This window comes from uncultured Mobiluncus sp. (assembly GCF_902488535.1).
Taxonomy (GTDB): Bacteria; Actinomycetota; Actinomycetes; order Actinomycetales; family Actinomycetaceae; genus Mobiluncus.
In genome coordinates this window covers 1-18,871 of sequence record NZ_CABTWO010000022.1, presented here as the reverse complement: position 1 = coordinate 18,871, position 18,871 = coordinate 1, and the positions used below count along the sequence as shown (strand labels likewise).

The following is an 18,871-nucleotide window of genomic DNA, read 5'->3' as shown; positions in this document are numbered from 1 at the left end:
AAGCACGACGCCAATCGGGTCTTGGGGGGAAAACAGAAAGGAACACGTATGGCGACTTTGGAAATTATGCAAGAACTGCGGAATTGGAGGGCTCAGGAAGTGCCGCATCATGATGTTAGCTGCGATTGTGAGCGCTGCAACTTAGCAAAAACCATGTCTTTGGAAAGTTTGCGGGGGCTTATCGGCAATCCGTTGCTGGATCCGGGTATTTATGGTCCTCGAGGCTGGACGGTGCTGGAGGGTGTCACCACCCTCACCCTGCCGTATTCAGACTGGATGTGGTTTGACATGGCTCGCGAATATCCCGACGTGGATGTGGAGGAAATGGTTGATTATCTGCCGTACTCGGACGGGGATGCATGGTTAGCCACCCAACTGTTGAAAGTGATACCGCCCAACGCATTGGACGAGCGGCAAAACTATGCTCCGCGGTTAGAAGATTTGTTGCGGTTCGTGGCGCAGCATCCCGGTGAAGCGTTCTTTTCCGGCTACATGATCGGGCCGCAGCGCTTTGATGAGCGTTTGAGCATAGATACTGTCTTTGTGTCCCCGCATCTGCTGGGGCTCAGTCCCGACGATGAGGATCCGCACGCGGCTTATGCCGGTCTGAAGCGTTTTGAGTTGGGTGAAGACGCCTGTCCCGATGAAGTCAGTGTCTTTCATAACGGGCACCTGAATCGGCAGCTGTGGCGTTTTTGGTGGGATTAGGCTCAACACGAGGCGGGCAGGCCGTCTAAACCGGTCAGGAGCTAGCTGTGGGTCAGTTCTCGATTGAGGCTTGCCGGCCAGCCGGGGCCTTCATAGATGAACGCGGAAAACCCCTCGATGAGGTTCGCGCCGGCAGCCAGCATAGCGTGGGCATCGTCAAGGGTCGAGATGCCGCCCACCCCGATAATGGTTTTTTCCCGGCTCAGGTTTGCTCGCAGCACTTTCACAACCTCCAGGGCACGATTTCGCAGCGGCGCGCCAGATACTCCGCCGGCACCCAAGTCGTGCTTGATGGTCGTGTTGGTCGCCACCACTCCAGCCAAGCCCTCATCCGTAGCCAGCTGCGCTACCGCAACGATGTCCTCATCGGCCAGATCGGGGGCAATTTTTACAAACACGGGCAGCTCGGATAGTCCCTGGAACTCCAGTTCGCGTTGCACCGCTTTGACGATGGGGCGTAGGGAGGAAACTGCCTGTAGGTCACGCAATCCGGGGGTGTTTGGCGAGGACACGTTGATAACCAGGAAATCTACCAGGGCAGCCAATACCCGCGTGACTTTACGGTAATCCGCCGGGGCTTTTTCGGGGGGTGTGACCTTGTTCTTCCCGATATTGGCTCCGATGATGATTCGCTCACCGTATTCGGTTCGCCAGCGCCGTAACCGGCGGGCTGCCACTCGTGCGCCTTCGTTGTTGAAGCCCATCGCGTTGCGCAGGGCACGCTGTTGCGGGATACGCCACAAGCGAGGACGGTTGTTGCCGGGCTGTGGCAGGGGAGTGATGGTGCCGATTTCCATAAAACCAAAGCCCAGCGCGTCCCACATGGCGACCGCGCGGGCTTCTTTGTCCATGCCTGCCGCCAAGCCCAGAGGGCCGTAAGTGCGGAACTCGGTACCTGAAAGGTCAGGATCAAAATTCGGCCGGGGCAGGAGCCAGGTAAAGGTTGGTTCACCGCGCCGCACTATCCGAGAAACCGCCTGACGGGCCATGCCAAACCGTCCCCAAAATGCTAGCCAGTCGATAGCGCGGCGATGCACCCATTCGGCATCGAGTTTCACGAAAAGGTGACGAAACACAAACTTGTACATAAGGGCAAGTCTAGTCGGTACGGGAGAGGAACGACCTTAGGGACGCTTCAACGGAGACTTGGGATAATCATCGGGCTGCGTATGAACCACAAAATCCCCCAGCACATCGTCGATGAGAGCATTCAAATGGTCGTCAATAGTCACGTCTAAAGCTCCCAAATTGTCCTCAATCTGAGACGCTTTGGAGGCTCCAATAATGACCCCGGAAACGTTGGGGCGAGCCAGTAGCCAGGCCAAAGCCAGCTGATTCATACGACACCCGGCTTCTTCCGCGACCCGGCGCAATCCCTGCACCGCGGCCAGCAGGTCGTCCTGCATCCAGCGGTGCATAAATTTGGCGCCAACTTTGCTGGCCGCACGCGTTTTTTCTTTAGGAGTTTCCCCCGGACGGTACTTCCCGGTCAACACCCCTTGTGCCAAAGGAGAAAAGCACAGGTGTCCCATGCCGTTGTGTTCACAAGACTCGACGACCCCGTCCTCGACGACTCGCCACAGCATAGAGTATTCAGCCTGGTTAGAGATCAGGGGAATCTTTAGCTCACGGGCCAGATGCGCCGCGTCGCGAATCTGGTCTGGATACCACTCGGAAACCCCAACGTAGAGAATCTTTCCGGCCCGCACCAGGTCGGCAAAAGCCAGCATGGTTTCTTCCAGTGGGGTTTCATAATCGAAACGATGTGCCTGATAGACATCCAGGTAATCAGTGCGCAGCCGCTTCAAAGAGTTGTGGCAAGATTCAAAAATATGTTTGCGGGACAGCCCGGCATCGTTCGGTCCGAAGCCCTTAACCGGCCAATAAACCTTGGACATCAGCACCAAATCCTGACGATCCACGTCTCGCAAAGCCCGACCCAAGACTTTTTCGGCATCGCCGTTGGCGTAAACATCAGCGGTATCAAATGTAAAAATTCCGTTCTCAAGGGCGGTCCGAACGATTTTTTCCGCAGTTTTGTCTTCTATTTGGGCTCCGTGAGTGAGCCAGTTCCCGAGAATCAGCGAAGAAATCTTAAGTCCAGAGTTACCTAAATAACGTGTGTCCATGATGCCAGTCTATAAGTTATAGAGCCTTGACCGCGACTCTTAACGGGCGGTAAACGCTGAATTTACGCTGATTTAACAATAAAACAGCGCGTTTATCAGGAATCTCGCTGCCGTTTAGCGGACTTGCCGCGCCCCACCTGAGGCTTCGGGCTGCGCCACCGGCGAATCATGATGGCGCGCGTAAAGGCATACCAGCGCAGTCCACGCGGCACATTGTCCGCGCCCAGACGCTTCACTACTTTGCGCCGGGCTTGTCCCGCGATAAAACCGGCATCTAACATACCCAGAATCAAGACAGCGTAAGAGCCAATCAAAGTCCATGTATTGACTTTTTGAGCCAAATCCGAGTCTTGCCGGTTCAAAATGGAAACAGCAATCAAGCTGAGAGCCATGAGCGTCAGCATCGTCACAATCATGAATTCAGCGAAACTGTAACGTCCGTCAATGTAGTCCCGGGTCATTCGGCGAGCCTGGCCGCGATGCTGGTAAGGCAGCAAATCTTCACGCCCCGTGCGCAGACCTTCCTGTTCGCGTTCGTAGCGACGACGCGATTCCGCGCGCGCCCGCTCTTTCGCGACTTTCTTGTCAACGCCGAGCAGTCCCTGGTAGTTGCGGGCTTCCTGCTGTTTACGAGAAGGGGTAGGCCCCTTCTTTTGGCGTGGGTTGGTGGTGGTTTTCGATTCGCCCGTGTTTTCAGCTTCGCTTGGCTGCTGCTTTTTTAATAGACTCATGATAGGCAAATCATGCCACAGATTTTTTAGGTTGGAAAACCGGCAAAGTGACCGGCAAACAAAAATAGGGAAAGGAAAATGCGGTGGAGGAAGTAACCTTGCGTGAACGCGCAACTGCCGATTTCAACAATGTAGTCGAGTTCTTGAAAGGCTTAGTGCGCATACCCGCGGTGTCCTCACTGCCGGAACATGCCTTGGATATGCAGGCTAGCGCGGAATACATTGTGAAGAACCTGGAGGCAGCTGGAGCCGCGGCGCGCAATGTGACCGTCACAGATTCGAAAACCGGATTAGTTTCTCGCCCCGCAATTTTGGCTGAAAAGTCCGGACCAGCTGGCGCCCCCACCGTGCTGCTCTATGCGCATCATGACGTGCAACCCACCGGGGACTTGGATAAGTGGGATTCGAATCCGTTTGAGCCGGTGGAGCGCGACGGCCGTCTCTATGGCCGCGGTGCCAGCGATGATGGAGCCGGGGTGGCCACCCACCTGGGAATGCTGCGGGCGTGGGGCGATGAACTACCCGTCAACGTGAAAATCTTTATCGAAGGCGAGGAGGAAGTTGGCTCTCCAACCTTTACCGCCTTCCTGGAACAGAATCAGGAATTCCTGCAGGCTGATGTCATCATCGTGACCGATTCCGGAAACTGGGACGTGCACCAGCCAGCCCTGACCACCGGTCTGCGCGGCGTGTTGAGCGTAGACGTAAACGTCAAGACTTTGGACCACGCCGTGCATTCCGGGGCTTTCGGCGGGGTCACCGTAGATGCCCTGACCTGCCTGTGCCGGCTCATCGCTACTTTGCACGATCACAAGGGCAGTGTGGCGGTTCCGGGATTGGTGACGAATACGGTGGCGGACGTGGACTACCCAGAAGATGACTTGCGGAAACAAATGGGTGCTGTGGCGGGACTGGAACTGACGGGAACCGGGGACCTTGCCTCCCGCCTGTGGACCCAGCCGGCCATCAGCGTCATCGGGATTGACGCGCCCAGCGTCGCGGCCAGCTCGAATACGATTATCCCGCAGGCCAAGGCGCGGATTTCGATGCGGATTGCCCCCGGTCAGGACCCTCAAAAGGCAGCTCAAGCGCTGTCGGATTACCTGGTGGCCAACGCTCCTTTCGGAGCCGAAGTCAGTGTGGAGTGCCTGGAAGCCGGTCCGGCCTATGCCGCCAATCTGGATTCTCCGGTGCTGGCTTTGATGCACGGAGCCCTGACCGATGCTTTTGGGGTCAAGAGCGTCAATATCGGTCAAGGTGGCTCGATTCCGTTCATTGCCACTTTCCAGGAGTTTTTCCCGACTGCCGAAGTCCTCGTGACCGGGGTAGAGGATCCCTACACCAACGCCCACTCGGAAAATGAATCCCAAGATTTAGCGGATTTGCAAGGGGCGGTGCTCGCCGAGACCCTGCTGTTGGGGCGGTTAGCTAACGGCTCCGCACAGGCGCTCAACTAGGTTCAGCCCGGTGCGAATCCAGATTCTGGCGACCCCCGAATTCGCCGATTTTGCCCAGGACTTTTGCGGCGCGTGGAGCCAGTACCATCCGGCTGACACCCTGCGCCTGGACGTGGCGGATTTGCAGCCGGTAGAGACGGCAACGCCGAGGGGAGCGAACCCGGTGGCGCACCCTCGAGCCGCTTGTGACTCGGACAGCACCGGCACGGCGCTTGTGAAAGGACTGACCATTGTCAGCCCCCGGCAAGTCCGGCTGGATGCACAGGCGGATCTGTACCTGGTCATTCAGTCGGAAATCACCGATGCTCCCGGCCCGGCTGACTTGGCGAACCTAGTTGTAGCACGGGCGGCTCGGCACGGCATTCAACCAGTGGTGGTGTTGGCTGCGGATTCCCCGCTGTCACGTCGCCAGCTGCAGGAATCGGGCATCGCGCAAGCCTACTTTCTCACCGAACACCCCGCACGTAGTGCCGCGCAGTGGGGCCGTATCCTGGGTCAAACCTGGCATTTGCCCGATTGAGAGCAACGACTGCCCGACAGGTGGTGATATGCCCAGGTCAGGGCGGTGCCAAAACTGAGGAAGAAAAAACGACATAAATAAGGTTAGACTAAGTTGCAGTGTTTTTTCATGAAAGGAATATAGATGGAGACAGCTTCTTTGACCCACGAGGTCACTTTGACGGATGCCGCGGTAGCCAAGATTAAATCTTTGCTGGAGCAGGAAGGCCGTGATGATTTGCGGCTGCGCGTAGGTGTAGCTCCCGGAGGCTGTTCCGGTTTGATTTACCAGCTCGAATTCGACGATGAACTGTCCGAAGACGATGCGGTGCGTGATTTCGATGGTGTTGAGCTGGTCGTTGACAAAATGAGCGTGCCCTATCTGGCTGGCGCCACGGTTGATTTCCAGGACACCTTGGCTCAGACCGGATTCGTTATCGATAACCCCAATGCGGTCAACACCTGTTCCTGCGGAGGTTCCTTTCACTAGGGCAATCCTGGCAGGCGTCGCGGCGAACTCGGTTTTCCGGGCTCGCCGCTTTTTAGCGCCACGAGGAGCGGTCCAGCGGTTTAGGGCGGTGCGCTGAGGTTACAAAGTCGAAAAGTTGGTAACAATTAGGCCCGAACGAGGACTTATTCACGGTAAAATCAAGTTTGAACAATTCTGAACTTGAGTATTCCCGGGGAGTATCGTGTTACGAAAAATTGCCTTGGCCCTGACGGCTGCTAGCCTCGCGCTGTCACTTTCTGCCTGTTCTAAACCTGCTGGCAGCGAAATGCCTACCGTGGCTTCGCCCCAGTTCGGGACGGTTCCAGAGATTAATTTCCCGGCAGCCCCGCCGCCGGAGGCGCCCGTGATGAAGGTGCTCGATGACGGCGACGGAAAAGGCGAAGCGGTCAAGGACAATGACTTGGTCGTAGTGGATTACTACGGCAAAGTCTGGGGCGGCGATTTGATGCCCGATTCCACCATTACTGACGCGGCGGGACCGCGCGCGATTTCGCTGGCTAATCCGCCGATTGAAGGCTGGAAAGAGCTGAGTGGGGTCAAGGTTGGTCAGCGGGTTCTGCTGATTCTGCCCCCGAACAAGGCTTACGGCGATATGGGTGCCAGCAGTATTGGTGTTAAAAAGGGCGACACGCTGGCCTACGTGGTGGACGTGCGTTTAGCGGTGTCCGCGGATGCGGCCTCCAAGTTCCAGGTCACTCCTACCAATAACCCATTGCCAGAAGGCATAAGCATTGAGACGGACGGCCAAGGTGCATACACCCTGAACACCGCGGCGGCAGGGGCGTATCCCTCCAAACAAACCACCGCGGTTTATGCCACTGGCGATGGCCCGGCAGTCGATGCGGGACAGGGCGTCATCGTGAAACGGGTCAGTACGAATTGGAACGGACAGACCACCGCCGCTGACTGGAATGCCGGCGAGTTACTTTCGGTTTCAGCTGACTCATTGGGTTTGGCTGATTTGCCGTTGGGCAGTCTGGTGCTGGCTCTCACTCCGGCTACGCCCACAGCTGACCCTCAGGCGGAATTGTTGCAGCTGGTTTCCGCTTACGATCCCAACCGCTAACACAGCGGTGCGGGGACACGAAACCTAAATTTTGGTGAAAAGAGGAGCAATATTGCAACGCCTACAGAAACGACTAGCGGTTCTTTCCCTGTTTGCTTTGGCCGCCGCGGGTTTGACGGCGTGCCAAGAGACCCCCAAAGAGGGTAACGCCCCGCTGGCCAACCCGAAAAACTGTGTTAAGACCATTACCCCGGCCACATCCGCGGAACCTGCGGCGGTAAAACCGGTAGAGAACGGACCGGTTCCCGCGGTGAATCCCCCCGATGGCTTCGGGACGGAACCGAGCATTGCGGCAGGAACGGGACCGGCTCCCAAGGATTTCATTCGCACCGTGCTGCATGAAGGTACCGGGACAGTTGTTTCGGCAAATGCTGACGTCATCGTCCACTATAAGGGGCAAAAGTGGAACGGTGAAGTCTTTGACGATTCTTGGCAAAAGGGCGAACCTGCCCACTTCTCTTTGGGCAACAACATTATCGAAGGCTGGACTTGGGGTTTGGCCGGGCGCAACGTCGGAGATCGGATTGAGCTCGTTATTCCGCCGCGCTTGGCGTACGGGGAGCTTACGGAACGGGAACAAGCCGCTAAAGACGCCGGGCAGCCCTTGCCGGATAAGGTTCACCCGCTAGCTGGCGAAACTCTGGTGTTCGTCATTGACATCCTGTTCGCGCCTCCGGTGACGGAAGAAACCCAGTTGGCGGCCTACACCCAGCTTTTGGCGCAGTCCCAGCCGACCGGGGCGAAACTTCCTGACGGTCTGCGCATCTATTGCAGTCCCGGCAGCGAACCCCAGCCGGCGTATGTCGAAGGTTCAAAAGTTCCCGGCAAGGCCTTCAACGTTTGGACTTTGGAAGGCCAGGGACAGCCTATTCAGGCCGGCGACCAGGTCGGATATGTGGTTGTTTCCGGTTCTTGGGGAGACAAGCCCACCTCGACTTGGATTAACAGCCAGGGCGTTTTGTGGGCGGATGCGGAGACCATGAAAGCGGTGGGCAAAAACGTCGGCTCTCGGCTGGTGATGGTGGGGCCTCCGAACAAATCCGCGCCGCGCGGGGTCGTCCAGATTGTCGATATTGTAGACGCTATCGCTCTTCCAACTTTGGAATAGGCAGGTACAGAGGATTCATCTGGTTGGCAGGCTCGGGCTACGCCCGCCGGTGGGCGCAGCTGAACTGTTTGGCGTGCACACCATCGGTAGGTAAAATGTTCATGTCCTCAGTAAAGGAGCAAATTCTATGGAAGCAATAGCAGGCACCGATGCCGTGCAAGTCATGCTTTTCAGTGGCAATCCCCATACCCGTCAAACTGTCATGGATGCGGCCGGACTCAGCGGTAGTTTTGATATACCGCCGATAGAATGGCAAGAAGTGGCGACCCCGGATGCGGTGAAACAAAATTTCGCTGAGAACCGCTATGCGGCTCTGGTGCTTGACGCTGAAACCTATCAGGAGGGCGGGCAGTCAGTGGCCCGTTGGCTCAATATCCATGCGGATAAAGTTCCGCCTATCATCATGCTGGTGGCTCGCCAACAGGACGAATGGATGTCACGCTGGTCCGGGGCCAGCTACACCGTGCCGGCTCCCTACGAAGCGGACGCCGTGATGGCGGCCTTAAAGCAGGCACTTTCTGAGGCGGCTTGAGAGCCTTAGCGCCGGCGGATGGGCAGGAGCAAACCCATACCCACCGCTAGTGCTATCAGGCACACAGTGGCTGCCACTGCCGAAAAAGCCGGTTGCGTAATCCCCAGGATTATGAAGCCGATGATGGCGGCAACCAGCAGCAGCCAACCGACCTTGGTGCGTGTCCGTAAAGTCGGTAAAGGGGGATTGGGAGCCACGAAGCCATCAGTGTCTTCCGCTGGAGTCCAGTCCCGAGGTCCGAAACCTCCGAGTTCGGGAGTTGCCGCCGCGAGTTGCTCGAAACGGCGGTTGACTTCCTCAGGGGTTTCCTCATCGCGATCCTTGTGACCGCTTCGTTTACGAAACGTCATATTTGAACTATACATGAAGCCCTTTGGGCACTGGAGGTATCGACTGTGTACAGATTCTCGAAGTTTGTCGCCGGACCGTTGTTGCGCCTCTTGTTTCAGCCGTGGATACGTGGAGCAGAAAACATTCCCGAAACTGGACCGGCAATTTTGGCTTCCAATCATCTCGCAGTCATCGACTCGGTGTTCTTGCCGCTGATGAGCAAGCGGGAAATTACTTTCGTCGGGAAATCTGATTACTTTACCGGCACCGGCTTTAAAGGCTGGATTACTAAGCATTTTATGCAGTCCGTGGGGGTCATTCCAGTAGACCGTTCCGGCGGCAAAGCCTCCCAGGTCGCTTTGGATAAAGGTCTGCAGGTTTTGGAACGCGGCGGGCTGTTCGGTATTTATCCCGAAGGCACCCGCTCCCCGGACGGCAGGCTTTATCGTGGAAAAACGGGGATTGCTCGGCTGACATTGCTTAGCGGCGCCCCGATTATTCCGGTGGCGATGGTGGGAACGAACAAATCGCAGCCTATCGGCAAGACCATCCCCAAGCTTGAGCGCATTGGGGTCATTATCGGAAAGCCCCTGGATTTCTCCCGATACAAGGGTATGGAGAATAATCGCTACGTGCTGCGTTCCATTACCGACGAAGTCATGTATGACCTGATGCTGCTGTCCGGCCAGGAATACGTTGATGAATATGCTGCCAATGTGAAAAAACGCCTGGAGACACAGCGAAAAGCCGGCAAGGAAACCGGCAAGGACTCAGAAACAGCTGCAAGTGAGGCGGGGACTTCGGATACTTCCCCTTCCAAGGAACAGCCGGATACCACACCAGACTTAGCCACCCAGCCAGGCGATGAATCTTAGAATGTTAATGAATAGGACAACAAGAAAGGCAGAAATATGACTCTGAAGCGAGTAGCTCTGTTGACGGCCGGCGGTTTTGCGCCGTGCCTGTCCACCGCGGTGGGCATGTTGATTGAACGGTACACCGAGTTGGAACCGGAGGTGGATATCATCGCTTATGAGCACGGCTATCACGGTCTGCTCACCGGCAAGTATTTGCAGATTGATGATGACGCCCGGGCTCACGCCGCCCGTTTGCAGCTCTATGGCGGTTCACCCATCGGTAACTCCCGGGTCAAGCTGACGAACACCGCCGACCTAGTGAAACGAGGTCTCATCAAGGAAGGCGAGAACGCCCTGAAAGTCGCCGCGGATCAGCTGGTGAAAGATGGTGTTGACGTGTTGCACACCATCGGCGGGGATGACACGAACACGACCGCCGCGGATTTGGCTGCTTACCTCGAGGAGCACAGCTATCACCTCACGGTGGTGGGCTTGCCAAAGACTATTGACAATGATGTGGTGCCGATTCGTCAATCTTTGGGTGCCTACACGGCGGCGGAAAATACTTCCCTATTCGCCCAGCACATTATTTCTGAATCCCGGGTATCTCCGCGAATGCTGATTGTGCATGAGGTAATGGGGCGCAACTGCGGCTGGCTGACGGCGTACTCGGCAAAGCTGTACCGCGAGTGGCTGGACCAGCAAACCTTTGTGCCGTCGGTGGGCCTGGATCGCAAACACTGGGATATTAACGGTATCTACGTGCCGGAGATGCACATGGATATCGAAGCCGAAGGCAAACGCCTCAAGAAAATTATGGACGAAAACGACACCGTCAACATTTTCCTATCCGAAGGCGCCGGGGTTATGGACATTGTGGCCGAGATGGAGGCTCAGAACCAGGTCGTCAATCGTGACGCGTTTGGGCATGTGCGTCTGGACGAAATCAATCCGGGACAATACTTTGCCAAGCGTTTTGCCAAGGCTGTAGACGCCGAAAAAGTCCTGGTTCAAAAATCCGGTTACTTCGCGCGTTCTTCACCGTCCAATCAAGCTGACTTGCAGCTCATCAAGGGCATGGTTGACCTGGGTGTGCAGTGCGCTATCGCCGGAGAATCCGGGGTCATTGGACACGATGAGGAAAATGGCAACCGTTTGAGCTGTATCGATTTCCAGCGCATCAAGGGCGGCAAGCCGTTCGACGTGAATCTGCCGTGGTTCCGCCAGATGCTCCAGGAGATTGGCCAAGCCTAGGTTTTTCAGGTTTTCTCGCCTGCCTCGCTCCGGGTTAAACTATAGGAAAGTTGCCCGGAGCGAGGGCTTTTAATGGCAAACACACGAAGTGGGAACGCGGAAATGGTCTTGAATACACTACGGGATTTTGAAACTGTCTGGCGTGGCGCAGCTGCTTTCCAGCAGCCGCACTATCCTGACCCAGCCAAGGTCACCGAGGTCTGTGCCGCTCTGAAACAGCGCCCGCCACTGGTTTTTGCCGGAGAGGTCAACGAACTGCAAAACCTGATGGCACAAGCTTGCGTCGGGGAGGCTTTCGTGCTGACCGGCGGGGATTGCGCCGAAACGTTCGCGGAGTCCACAGCCGACCACCTGAAACTAAAAATTCAGACCATCCTGCAAATGGCAGTCGTTCTGGCTTACGGTGGGGGACTGCCCATCATCAAAATGGGCCGCATGGCAGGCCAATACGCCAAGCCCCGCTCTTCTGATACAGAAACCCGCGACGGGGTGACTTTGGAGTCTTACCGGGGCGACGCGGTCAACGGACACGAGTTCAACGCAGAGTCGCGCACCCCCGACCCGCGCCGGCTCATGTCCTGCTACCAGTATTCGGCCGCCACGCTGAACCTGATTCGGGCTTTCACCCAGGGCGGTTACGCGGATATGCGCCGAGTTCACGAGTGGAACAAAGGCTTTATGTGCAACCGGGCTTACTCGAAATTCGACGACCTGGCTACTGCGATTGACGCGGCCATGCAGTTTATGAAAGCCACCGGGGTTCCCTCGGACGCGCTGCGAACCACCGATTTTTATGCCTCGCACGAAGCGCTCCTCCTAGAATACGAAAGTGCTCTGACCCGCGTGGATTCCATCAGCGGGGATCTGTACGACACTTCCGCGCACTTCCTGTGGATTGGAGAACGCACTCGCCAGGTGGACGGGGCACACGTGGCTTTGCTGTCCCAAGTGAAAAATCCGCTGGGAGTTAAGCTCGGACCGAACTCGACTCCTGATGACGTGAAAGGGCTCGTGGAACGGTTGAACCCGGAGGGGTTGGCGGGACGTTTGACCTTCATCACCCGGATGGGAGCCAGCAATATCCGGGAAAAACTTCCCCCCCTGCTGCAGGCCGGCAAAGACACCGGCACTCCTCTGGTGTGGATGTGTGATCCGATGCACGGCAACACGGTAAAGACCGGTTCGGGCTACAAAACTCGTCACTTTGAGACGATTCTGGACGAGGTGCGGGGATTCTTTGCCGCGCACGAGGCCGTGGGGACGATTCCCGGGGGCATTCACGTGGAACTGACGGGCGAGGACGTAACCGAAATCGTTGGCGGTACGGAAACTATCGACGAATCCGCCCTTGCCAACCGTTACGAAACTTTAGTGGATCCGCGTCTAAACCACCAACAGGCCCTGGAACTGGCTTTCTTAGTGGCGCAAATGCTGGCCCAGGCAAAGCCGGGAATCCAACCGGCGGACTTAGAGAACTTCCCGGCGCTGGGGTTTTAATCAGCGCCTGTCTGGCATCGCGGCGTTCACCCGGCAGTCGTTGTCGAGGGGACAGATCTCGGTTCTTCGGGCGTGAGTTCGCTCAGAATAGGGTAATCGTCACCGTGGAGCCGACCTTAGCCTGGGTACCGGCACCAGGGTTGGAGTTCAAGACTCGCTTGGAATCCCCGAAAGTCCGTTTCACGTTCACCGTAAACCCGGCGGATTCCAGGGCGGCGCGGGCATCACCTTCGTTTTTGCCGAAAACATTTGGCACCGCCACCATTTCCGGGCCTTTAGAAACCACCAAGGCCACCTGATCCAGCCGGTGAACCGTGGTGTTGGGAGCCACACTTTGGCTGATGACCTTGCCTTTGGGGACGCTATCCGAGAAATCTTCCGTGACTTGGGGCTGCAAACCGACCCGGGTCAACTCGTTTTGGGCCTCCTGGCTCGGTTTACCAACCAAATCTGGCATTGAAACGGGTTGGCGGCCCTTAGAAAGCGTAATTTTCACAATCGTGTTGTGCGCTACGCTGGCATTCGGAGCCGGGTCTTGCACGGAAACCTGGCCCTGGGGCACTGTGTCGTGGAAGTCCTCGCTGATCTGCGGGGCGTCAAAGCGAGCTTTTTTCACCAGCTCCAGGGCTTCTTCTCGCGTTTTTCCGGTCAAATCGGGCATTGTCAGCATTTCGATGCCCTTGGAGACAAAAATTTTCGCGGTTTGGAAACGCCCCAGCGGTTTACCGGGCGCCGGATTGGTGCGGGCCACGTTACCAGCGGGAATGTTATCGTCGAACACATCCACACGTTCAAAAGGTACATCGGCAGCGGCGAGGGACTTGGAGGCGTCCGGCCACTGTTGATTGACCACGTCCACCATGGGTCTAAACGATCCCGGCCCCCACATAAAGAACCAAGTCAGGATAGCCGCCAACAGTACCAAGGCGCCGATTATTGCCGCAATCACAGGCCCTCGCTTCTTACGCGAGGTACCTGTATCGCCGTCAGCGGGCGCAACGACAGGCGTCGTAGAGGTCGTGGGGGTCAGCGCCGACCCAGCTTTACGTTCCCGGCGGCGCTTCCACCAGGACTTGCGATGCGTCGGGGAGCCGGGGGCGCCAGGCAGCGGAACTTCGTTGAGAGTTGGGGTCAGTTCCTGGTCCAAGTCTGCATCGGGGGCGCTGGGTGCCGCTGGAGTATCTCCGCGCAGCGCCATCTCGGTGGGGTCCAACTCGGCAATGGTTTGGTTGACCAGTTCCAGGGCGGCATCACCGTTCAAAGGCCGTTTGGCAGGGTCTCGCGTCGTGAGTTTCGCAATCAGGTCGTCGACGGGCTGCGGCACCCAAGGCTCAGTCTCTTTAATGTGGGGAACATCTTTGTTCACGTGGGCGTAGGCAATTTGGATGGGGGAATCGCCGGAAAATGGGGGAACTCCAGCCAAAAGCTCAAAAAGCATGATGCCTGTCGCGTAAACGTCTACGCGGGAATCCGCGGCAGCCCCCGAGACGGTCTCGGGAGACAGGTAAGCTACCGTCCCCAAGATTGAGCCGGTGGTGGCGGCGGTGACTTCAGAGGCAGCGCGTGCCAAACCAAAATCGGCGACCTTTACCTGACCGGTTTCCGGCAACAGCACGTTTTCTGGCTTCACATCGCGGTGAATCAGGCCGGAGCGGTGGGCGGCGGCCAGGGCTTGGAGGATTTCTTTGGTGATTTTGAGGGCTTCGCCTACCGGCAGGCAGCCCTGCGAACGTAGGTAAGTACGCAGGTTAGGACCTTTGATCAGTTCCATAACCAGATAGCTGGAGCCCTGGGCGCTGCCCTGGTCATACACCGCTACCACGCCGGGATGGGTCAGCTTAGCCGCCGCACGAGCCTCGCGGCGGAACCGGGCCACAAAGTCCGTGGACTCCGCCAGGTGGGGATACATAATTTTCAAAGCTACCGGCCGGTCCAGGCGCGTGTCTCGCGCCCGGTACACGGTAGCCATCCCGCCGCGGGCAATTCGCTTTTCGATGACATAACGGGCATCAATAGTCTGTCCCACCAGGCGATCCGGGGGATTTTTCGGGGCTTGAGGAGCTGGGGTAGCGGGCAGAGAAGGCGCGAAAGAATCAGGCATCTCTCCGTTAGAGTGGCGTCCCGTGGAAGTCGGTTTTGGTGCCGGCACCGCGGTCGTGGCTCCGGTACCGTCAAAATTTTCCTTTTCTGCGTCACTCACGCCCAAAAGTCTAGGTTAAAATGCTCGGTATTTCTGTGTCCCTCCCCGTGATGCGCCGCTTTTTGCATTAGTTTTGCATTGTGAGTGAAATCTGGAAGGAATATAACTGGCTGACTATCAATGAAGCGGCGGCTTATCTGGGCGTGGAAGCGAAGGTCATTCGCTCCTGGCTGAAGGATGTATCCCTGCTGGCCCTGCCTTCGCCGGAGGATGGAAAACTGCGTATTCCCCAGGTTTTCCTGGAGGGTGATGAGTCTGAAGGGGATTACCGCGGCCCGCTGGAGGTCTTACGCGGCACCCTGATTCTGTTGCGCGACGGCGGATTCAGCGATGCCGAAGCCATGAACTGGATACTCAGCGAGGATGACAGCCTGGGGGACACCCCGTTGAACGCGTTGCGGGCGGGACGCAAGAAAGCTGTGCGCCGCGTGGCGGGAGCCTTAGCTCTCTAGTTGGCGCGGTTCACCAGGGAGGACCCGAAAGCCGCGAGCTGCCGTTTCACTTCCGTGTCGCACGGCATGGCGTCAAGGTATCTCTGGGATTGTTCCAGATGCTCATTCATCAGGTCGGAAATGGCGCGTCGCGCTCCGGAACCGGTGATGATGGCGCAGATGTTGTCAATGATAGGCGGAGTTAAGTCCGGCGCCCCCCAGTAGCGCATCAAGTAGTCCCGTCCCTGGTCGTCAGTCATTTCCCAAGCGAGGGCGAGTTGTACCGTGCGTTTGCCAGAACGAATATCATCGCCGGCCGGTTTCCCGGTCAGTTCTTGATCGCCAAAAATTCCCAAATCGTCATCGCGCAACTGGTAAGCCACACCCAGGGGAGTGGCGAATCCCTCCAACTGTTCTATCAGGGAATCGCTGGCACCACGCAGTGCGGCCCCCAGCAACAGCGGTATCACCACTGAGTAACGCGCGGTCTTGTGCTTGATAATCTCCATAGCGTCTTGTTGGCGCGGCGGCAGATTGGGCGAAATCTCGCGAGTTTCAGCGGAAAGGTCGAGGAATTGTCCATAAGCAACTTCAGCTTGCATAGAGACATAGAAATCGCAGGCCCTTTGGGAATCCTCATTAGAGAGCGTGCTGATGGCCTGAGAAAAGTAAGAGTTTGCTGCCGCATAGAGCAAATCGCCCCAGAGAATGGCCGCAAACTCGCCGAAGCGAGGTCCGCCCGAGAGGAAAGAAGTCATAAACGCGATTTGCGCTGAGGGCAGGCCGCGGCGTTTCATCGCTTCATCAATGATGTCGTCATGAACCAGAGCCGAAGCCTGGAACAGTTCGAGGCTGGCACCCAAGTCCAGAAGCTGGTCGGGAATCTCGTCCGATTTGAGGGGGCCAGCGGCGCTAATCCAACCCATGTAGGCGGCGATAGCCCGAAAACGCTTGCCGCGGTTCAGTAATCCGATAGTGGGTGCGGAAAACTCGTCAAGCTGTGTGGTGGTGAGGGCTTTGCTGGTGCAATATTTCCACGGTTCAGCTAGGCGAGCGCCAACACCGGAGCGCACGTCAGCTATCAGGGAAATTTCCTCGAGCATGACCTAAATTTACCATGTCACAAGGAATTTTGTTAGTATGAAATTATAATTGTGCCTTGTACGTTTTGAAACAATCCCTCAATGCGAAAGGTTCTCGGTGTCTACCAGCGAAAAGACCATTGAAAATCAAGGCGAAACCACCTCTGCCTCCACTCGTAAGACTGCCAGAAAGGCGGCAGCGGGCACCAAGACTGGTTCCACCACTCGGAAAGCTGCCACCAAGTCTGCGGCGGCGAAAAAAACTTCGACGAGTACGAAAGCTTCAGGCAAGTCTTCGGTGAAGACCAAAGCCGCTGCCAGCACCAAGAGCGCAGCGGCAAAGACCACTAAGACGACCTCGAAGACGAGTGCCAAGACTCCGGCGAAGACGACCACCAAGACTTCTGCGAAAGCTCCCGCAAAGGCATCCGCAAAAACGACCACAAAGACTTCTGCGAAAGCGGCAACCGGAACCACCGCGAAATCTGGCACGAAATCTCCCGCCAAGGCCACCGCAAAAACCACGGCAAAAACTGGTGGGAAAACTACTGCGAAAACGACTGCGAAAACGACTGCTCGTTCGACGGCGAAAACCGCTACCAAGACGAAACCGGCTGCTGCGGCTGAAAAAACCCCGGCGCGCAAGACTCGTGCCACCAAAGCCAGCACCGAACCGGCTAGCAAGAGCACGAAGAAGAGCGGGAAATCGGCAAAGGATCAGGAACTGCTCGAAGAGTCTTTGGAAGCACAGGCACCTGACGCTGAGGACGAAGCAGATATCGAGGACGAATCCGAAGAAAAGGAAAACGAACCTGACGAAGGCGAACTGGAAGATACCGAAATCGCCGATGAAGACTTGGAGAACCTCGAAGGCGACGACGAAGACTCAGACGATGCCGAGGAGTCCGAGGAAACGGAAGACGCTGAGGAATCTGAGGACGCAGAGGACTCTGGCGGGGAAAAGCCGAAAGACAGTGAAACTAAGTCAGGCGCTAAAGCCAAGGCTCCGACCAGCGCTGAGTACACGCTTTCGGAGAGAGACGACACGGACGAACCGGCTCAAAAAGTAACCGTGGCCGGGGCGACTTCTGACCCAGTTAAGGACTACTTAAAGCAAATCGGTAAGGTTGCGTTGTTGAACGCGGAACAGGAAGTGGACCTGTCCAAGCGGATTGAGGCCGGGCTGTATGCCGACCACTTGCTGAAAACCAGCCAGGAAACCATGACTCCGAAACAGATTCGGGAACTGCACTACGTGGTGCAAGACGGACAAATGGCAAAGAACCACCTGCTGGAGGCAAACCTGCGCCTGGTGGTGGCCTTGGCAAAGAAATATACCGGGCGCGGTATGTTGTTCCTTGACTTGATTCAAGAGGGCAACCTGGGCCTGATTCGCGCGGTGGAAAAGTTCGATTACTCCAAAGGGTATAAATTCTCAACCTACGCCACCTGGTGGATTCGCCAGGCCATCACCCGTGCCATGGCGGACCAGGCGCGCACCATCCGGATCCCCGTACACATGGTGGAAGTCATTAATAAGCTGGCCCGTGTCCAGCGCCAAATGCTGCAGGATTTGGGACGCGAACCCACCCCGGACGAACTGGCGCAAGAGCTCGAGATGACCCCGGAAAAGGTCGTGGAAGTCCAGAAATACGGTCGCGAGCCGATTTCCTTGCACACCCCGCTGGGTGAGGACGGCGACTCTGAATTCGGGGATTTGATTGAAGATTCCGAAGCAGTGGTTCCCGCCGACGCGGTCAGCTTCATGATGCTCCAAGAACAGCTCCAGCGCGTTTTGGACACCTTGAGTGAACGGGAATCCGGCGTTATTGCCATGCGTTTCGGCCTCAAGGACGGTCAGCCCAAGACCTTGGACGAAATCGGGCGCCGCTACGGGGTCACTCGCGAGCGCATCCGCCAGATTGAGGCCAAGACAATGTCCAAGCTGCGCCACCCGGCTCGTTCTCAGTCTTTGCGTGATTACTTGAACTAACAGTGCCTCCCGTTAGCGAGTGAGCCATCGCGTTGATGTCGTATTGGTTTTAGTGGGGGCGCTTCGTCGCTGGGGGCGCTCGCGGCGGAAGGGGGAGTGCCCCCTCGCGTTTTGCGCGACTATTGTCGCAAAACGCTCACCCCCCAGCCTCTCGCTGAGTCGCCCCCCTGCTCCGGTCGCGCCCGATACCCCGGTACGGGTCACTTTTGCACGCCGGGGAATCTAGCGGGCGTGCGCGAGTGACCGATTTGGGTTCGGTTTGCTGCAACTCAATCACTCCGGAAACGTGTCTACCAGGGGTTTTGGAAATGCTTGGTGGGGCAATGGCGTGTTTTTTGGTTTGAAATCGGTCGTTCGTGTTGTTCTGTTCGTGCCTGGGGTTGGTGTTTGGCTGGTGTGTGGATTCGTGTCGGGTGTGCTGGTGTTCGCTGGCGGTGAACAGTGTCCGGGGGTGGGGGTATTTTCTTAGCATTTTGTTACCCAGGTT

General features: G+C 57.0%; 18 protein-coding genes. 12 read left to right on the top strand and 6 right to left on the bottom strand.

From position 1 onward, the window contains the following. The first annotated feature begins 48 nt into the window (after positions 1 to 48). Positions 49 to 708 carry a hypothetical protein gene (locus RDL66_RS07775; RefSeq protein ID WP_308536328.1) on the top strand — a complete coding sequence of 220 codons (660 nt, stop codon included), beginning with the start codon at positions 49 to 51 and terminating at the stop codon, positions 706 to 708. A 41-nt stretch (positions 709 to 749) separates the two neighbouring features. On the opposite strand, the gene RDL66_RS07770 is transcribed toward RDL66_RS07775, so the two are convergent. The 3 genes from RDL66_RS07770 to RDL66_RS07760 form a co-directional block, all read right to left on the bottom strand. Then, complete coding sequence (locus RDL66_RS07770; RefSeq protein WP_308536327.1) at positions 750 to 1,796, bottom strand: quinone-dependent dihydroorotate dehydrogenase; 1,047 nt, start codon at positions 1,794 to 1,796, stop codon at positions 750 to 752. A gap of 36 nt (positions 1,797 to 1,832) precedes the next feature. After that, positions 1,833 to 2,837 carry an aldo/keto reductase family protein gene (locus RDL66_RS07765; protein ID WP_308536326.1) on the bottom strand — a complete coding sequence of 335 codons (1,005 nt, stop codon included), beginning with the start codon at positions 2,835 to 2,837 and terminating at the stop codon, positions 1,833 to 1,835. Positions 2,838 to 2,932: 95 nt separating this feature from the next. Next, positions 2,933 to 3,568 (bottom strand): DUF3043 domain-containing protein, encoded by a 636-nt coding sequence (locus RDL66_RS07760; protein WP_308536324.1) that lies wholly within the window; start codon positions 3,566 to 3,568, stop codon positions 2,933 to 2,935. Between the two features lie 83 nt (positions 3,569 to 3,651). Here RDL66_RS07760 and RDL66_RS07755 point away from each other — a divergent pair, with 83 nt between their 5' ends. The 6 genes from RDL66_RS07755 to RDL66_RS07730 all read left to right on the top strand — a co-directional run bounded on the left by RDL66_RS07755 (position 3,652) and on the right by RDL66_RS07730 (position 8,740). Next, complete coding sequence (locus tag RDL66_RS07755) at positions 3,652 to 5,025, top strand: dipeptidase (protein WP_308536323.1); 1,374 nt, start codon at positions 3,652 to 3,654, stop codon at positions 5,023 to 5,025. Between the two features lie 10 nt (positions 5,026 to 5,035). Further along, positions 5,036 to 5,545: a hypothetical protein gene (locus RDL66_RS07750; RefSeq protein WP_308536321.1), complete on the top strand. Its 510-nt coding sequence runs from the start codon at positions 5,036 to 5,038 to the stop codon at positions 5,543 to 5,545. A 123-nt stretch (positions 5,546 to 5,668) separates the two neighbouring features. Beyond that, positions 5,669 to 6,013, top strand: a complete 345-nt coding sequence (gene erpA, locus RDL66_RS07745; protein ID WP_282921684.1) for an iron-sulfur cluster insertion protein ErpA — start codon at positions 5,669 to 5,671, stop codon at positions 6,011 to 6,013. Positions 6,014 to 6,215: 202 nt separating this feature from the next. Beyond that, the gene (locus tag RDL66_RS07740) at positions 6,216 to 7,100 is read left to right on the top strand and encodes an FKBP-type peptidyl-prolyl cis-trans isomerase (RefSeq protein ID WP_308536319.1); all 885 of its coding nucleotides are present in this window, start codon (positions 6,216 to 6,218) and stop codon (positions 7,098 to 7,100) included. A gap of 52 nt (positions 7,101 to 7,152) precedes the next feature. Further along, the gene (locus RDL66_RS07735) at positions 7,153 to 8,208 is read left to right on the top strand and encodes an FKBP-type peptidyl-prolyl cis-trans isomerase (RefSeq protein WP_308536317.1); all 1,056 of its coding nucleotides are present in this window, start codon (positions 7,153 to 7,155) and stop codon (positions 8,206 to 8,208) included. 127 nt (positions 8,209 to 8,335) lie between these two features. Then, positions 8,336 to 8,740, top strand: a complete 405-nt coding sequence (locus RDL66_RS07730) for a DNA-binding response regulator (protein ID WP_308536315.1) — start codon at positions 8,336 to 8,338, stop codon at positions 8,738 to 8,740. Positions 8,741 to 8,745: 5 nt separating this feature from the next. Here the strand turns inward: RDL66_RS07730 and RDL66_RS07725 are convergent, their stop codons facing one another. Beyond that, a complete protein-coding gene (locus RDL66_RS07725) occupies positions 8,746 to 9,090 on the bottom strand; it encodes a hypothetical protein (RefSeq protein WP_308536314.1) in 345 nt (114 codons plus the stop codon). 45 nt (positions 9,091 to 9,135) lie between these two features. Between RDL66_RS07725 and RDL66_RS07720 the strand changes: the two genes are divergently transcribed. The 3 genes from RDL66_RS07720 to RDL66_RS07710 all read left to right on the top strand — a co-directional run bounded on the left by RDL66_RS07720 (position 9,136) and on the right by RDL66_RS07710 (position 12,678). Continuing rightward, entirely contained in the window at positions 9,136 to 9,945 is an 810-nt protein-coding gene (locus RDL66_RS07720; protein ID WP_308536313.1) for a lysophospholipid acyltransferase family protein, read from the top strand. A gap of 36 nt (positions 9,946 to 9,981) precedes the next feature. Next, on the top strand, positions 9,982 to 11,181 hold the full coding sequence (locus tag RDL66_RS07715) for a pyrophosphate--fructose-6-phosphate 1-phosphotransferase (protein ID WP_308536311.1): 1,200 nt from the start codon (positions 9,982 to 9,984) through the stop codon (positions 11,179 to 11,181). Between the two features lie 102 nt (positions 11,182 to 11,283). Next, positions 11,284 to 12,678: a class II 3-deoxy-7-phosphoheptulonate synthase gene (locus tag RDL66_RS07710; RefSeq protein ID WP_308536310.1), complete on the top strand. Its 1,395-nt coding sequence runs from the start codon at positions 11,284 to 11,286 to the stop codon at positions 12,676 to 12,678. Positions 12,679 to 12,760: 82 nt separating this feature from the next. On the opposite strand, the gene pknB is transcribed toward RDL66_RS07710, so the two are convergent. After that, positions 12,761 to 14,878 carry a Stk1 family PASTA domain-containing Ser/Thr kinase gene (gene pknB, locus RDL66_RS07705; protein ID WP_308536309.1) on the bottom strand — a complete coding sequence of 706 codons (2,118 nt, stop codon included), beginning with the start codon at positions 14,876 to 14,878 and terminating at the stop codon, positions 12,761 to 12,763. A gap of 80 nt (positions 14,879 to 14,958) precedes the next feature. Between pknB and RDL66_RS07700 the strand changes: the two genes are divergently transcribed. After that, positions 14,959 to 15,330: an Rv2175c family DNA-binding protein gene (locus RDL66_RS07700; RefSeq protein WP_299294233.1), complete on the top strand. Its 372-nt coding sequence runs from the start codon at positions 14,959 to 14,961 to the stop codon at positions 15,328 to 15,330. Here the strand turns inward: RDL66_RS07700 and RDL66_RS07695 are convergent. Further along, on the bottom strand, positions 15,327 to 16,412 hold the full coding sequence (locus RDL66_RS07695; RefSeq protein ID WP_299294231.1) for a polyprenyl synthetase family protein: 1,086 nt from the start codon (positions 16,410 to 16,412) through the stop codon (positions 15,327 to 15,329). The two genes, RDL66_RS07700 and RDL66_RS07695, sit on opposite strands and share 4 nt — an antisense overlap. Positions 16,413 to 16,509: 97 nt before the next feature. On the opposite strand from RDL66_RS07695, the gene RDL66_RS07690 reads away from it, so the two are divergent. Further along, complete coding sequence (locus RDL66_RS07690; protein ID WP_374042919.1) at positions 16,510 to 18,384, top strand: RNA polymerase sigma factor; 1,875 nt, start codon at positions 16,510 to 16,512, stop codon at positions 18,382 to 18,384. Positions 18,385 to 18,871 lie beyond the last annotated feature (487 nt).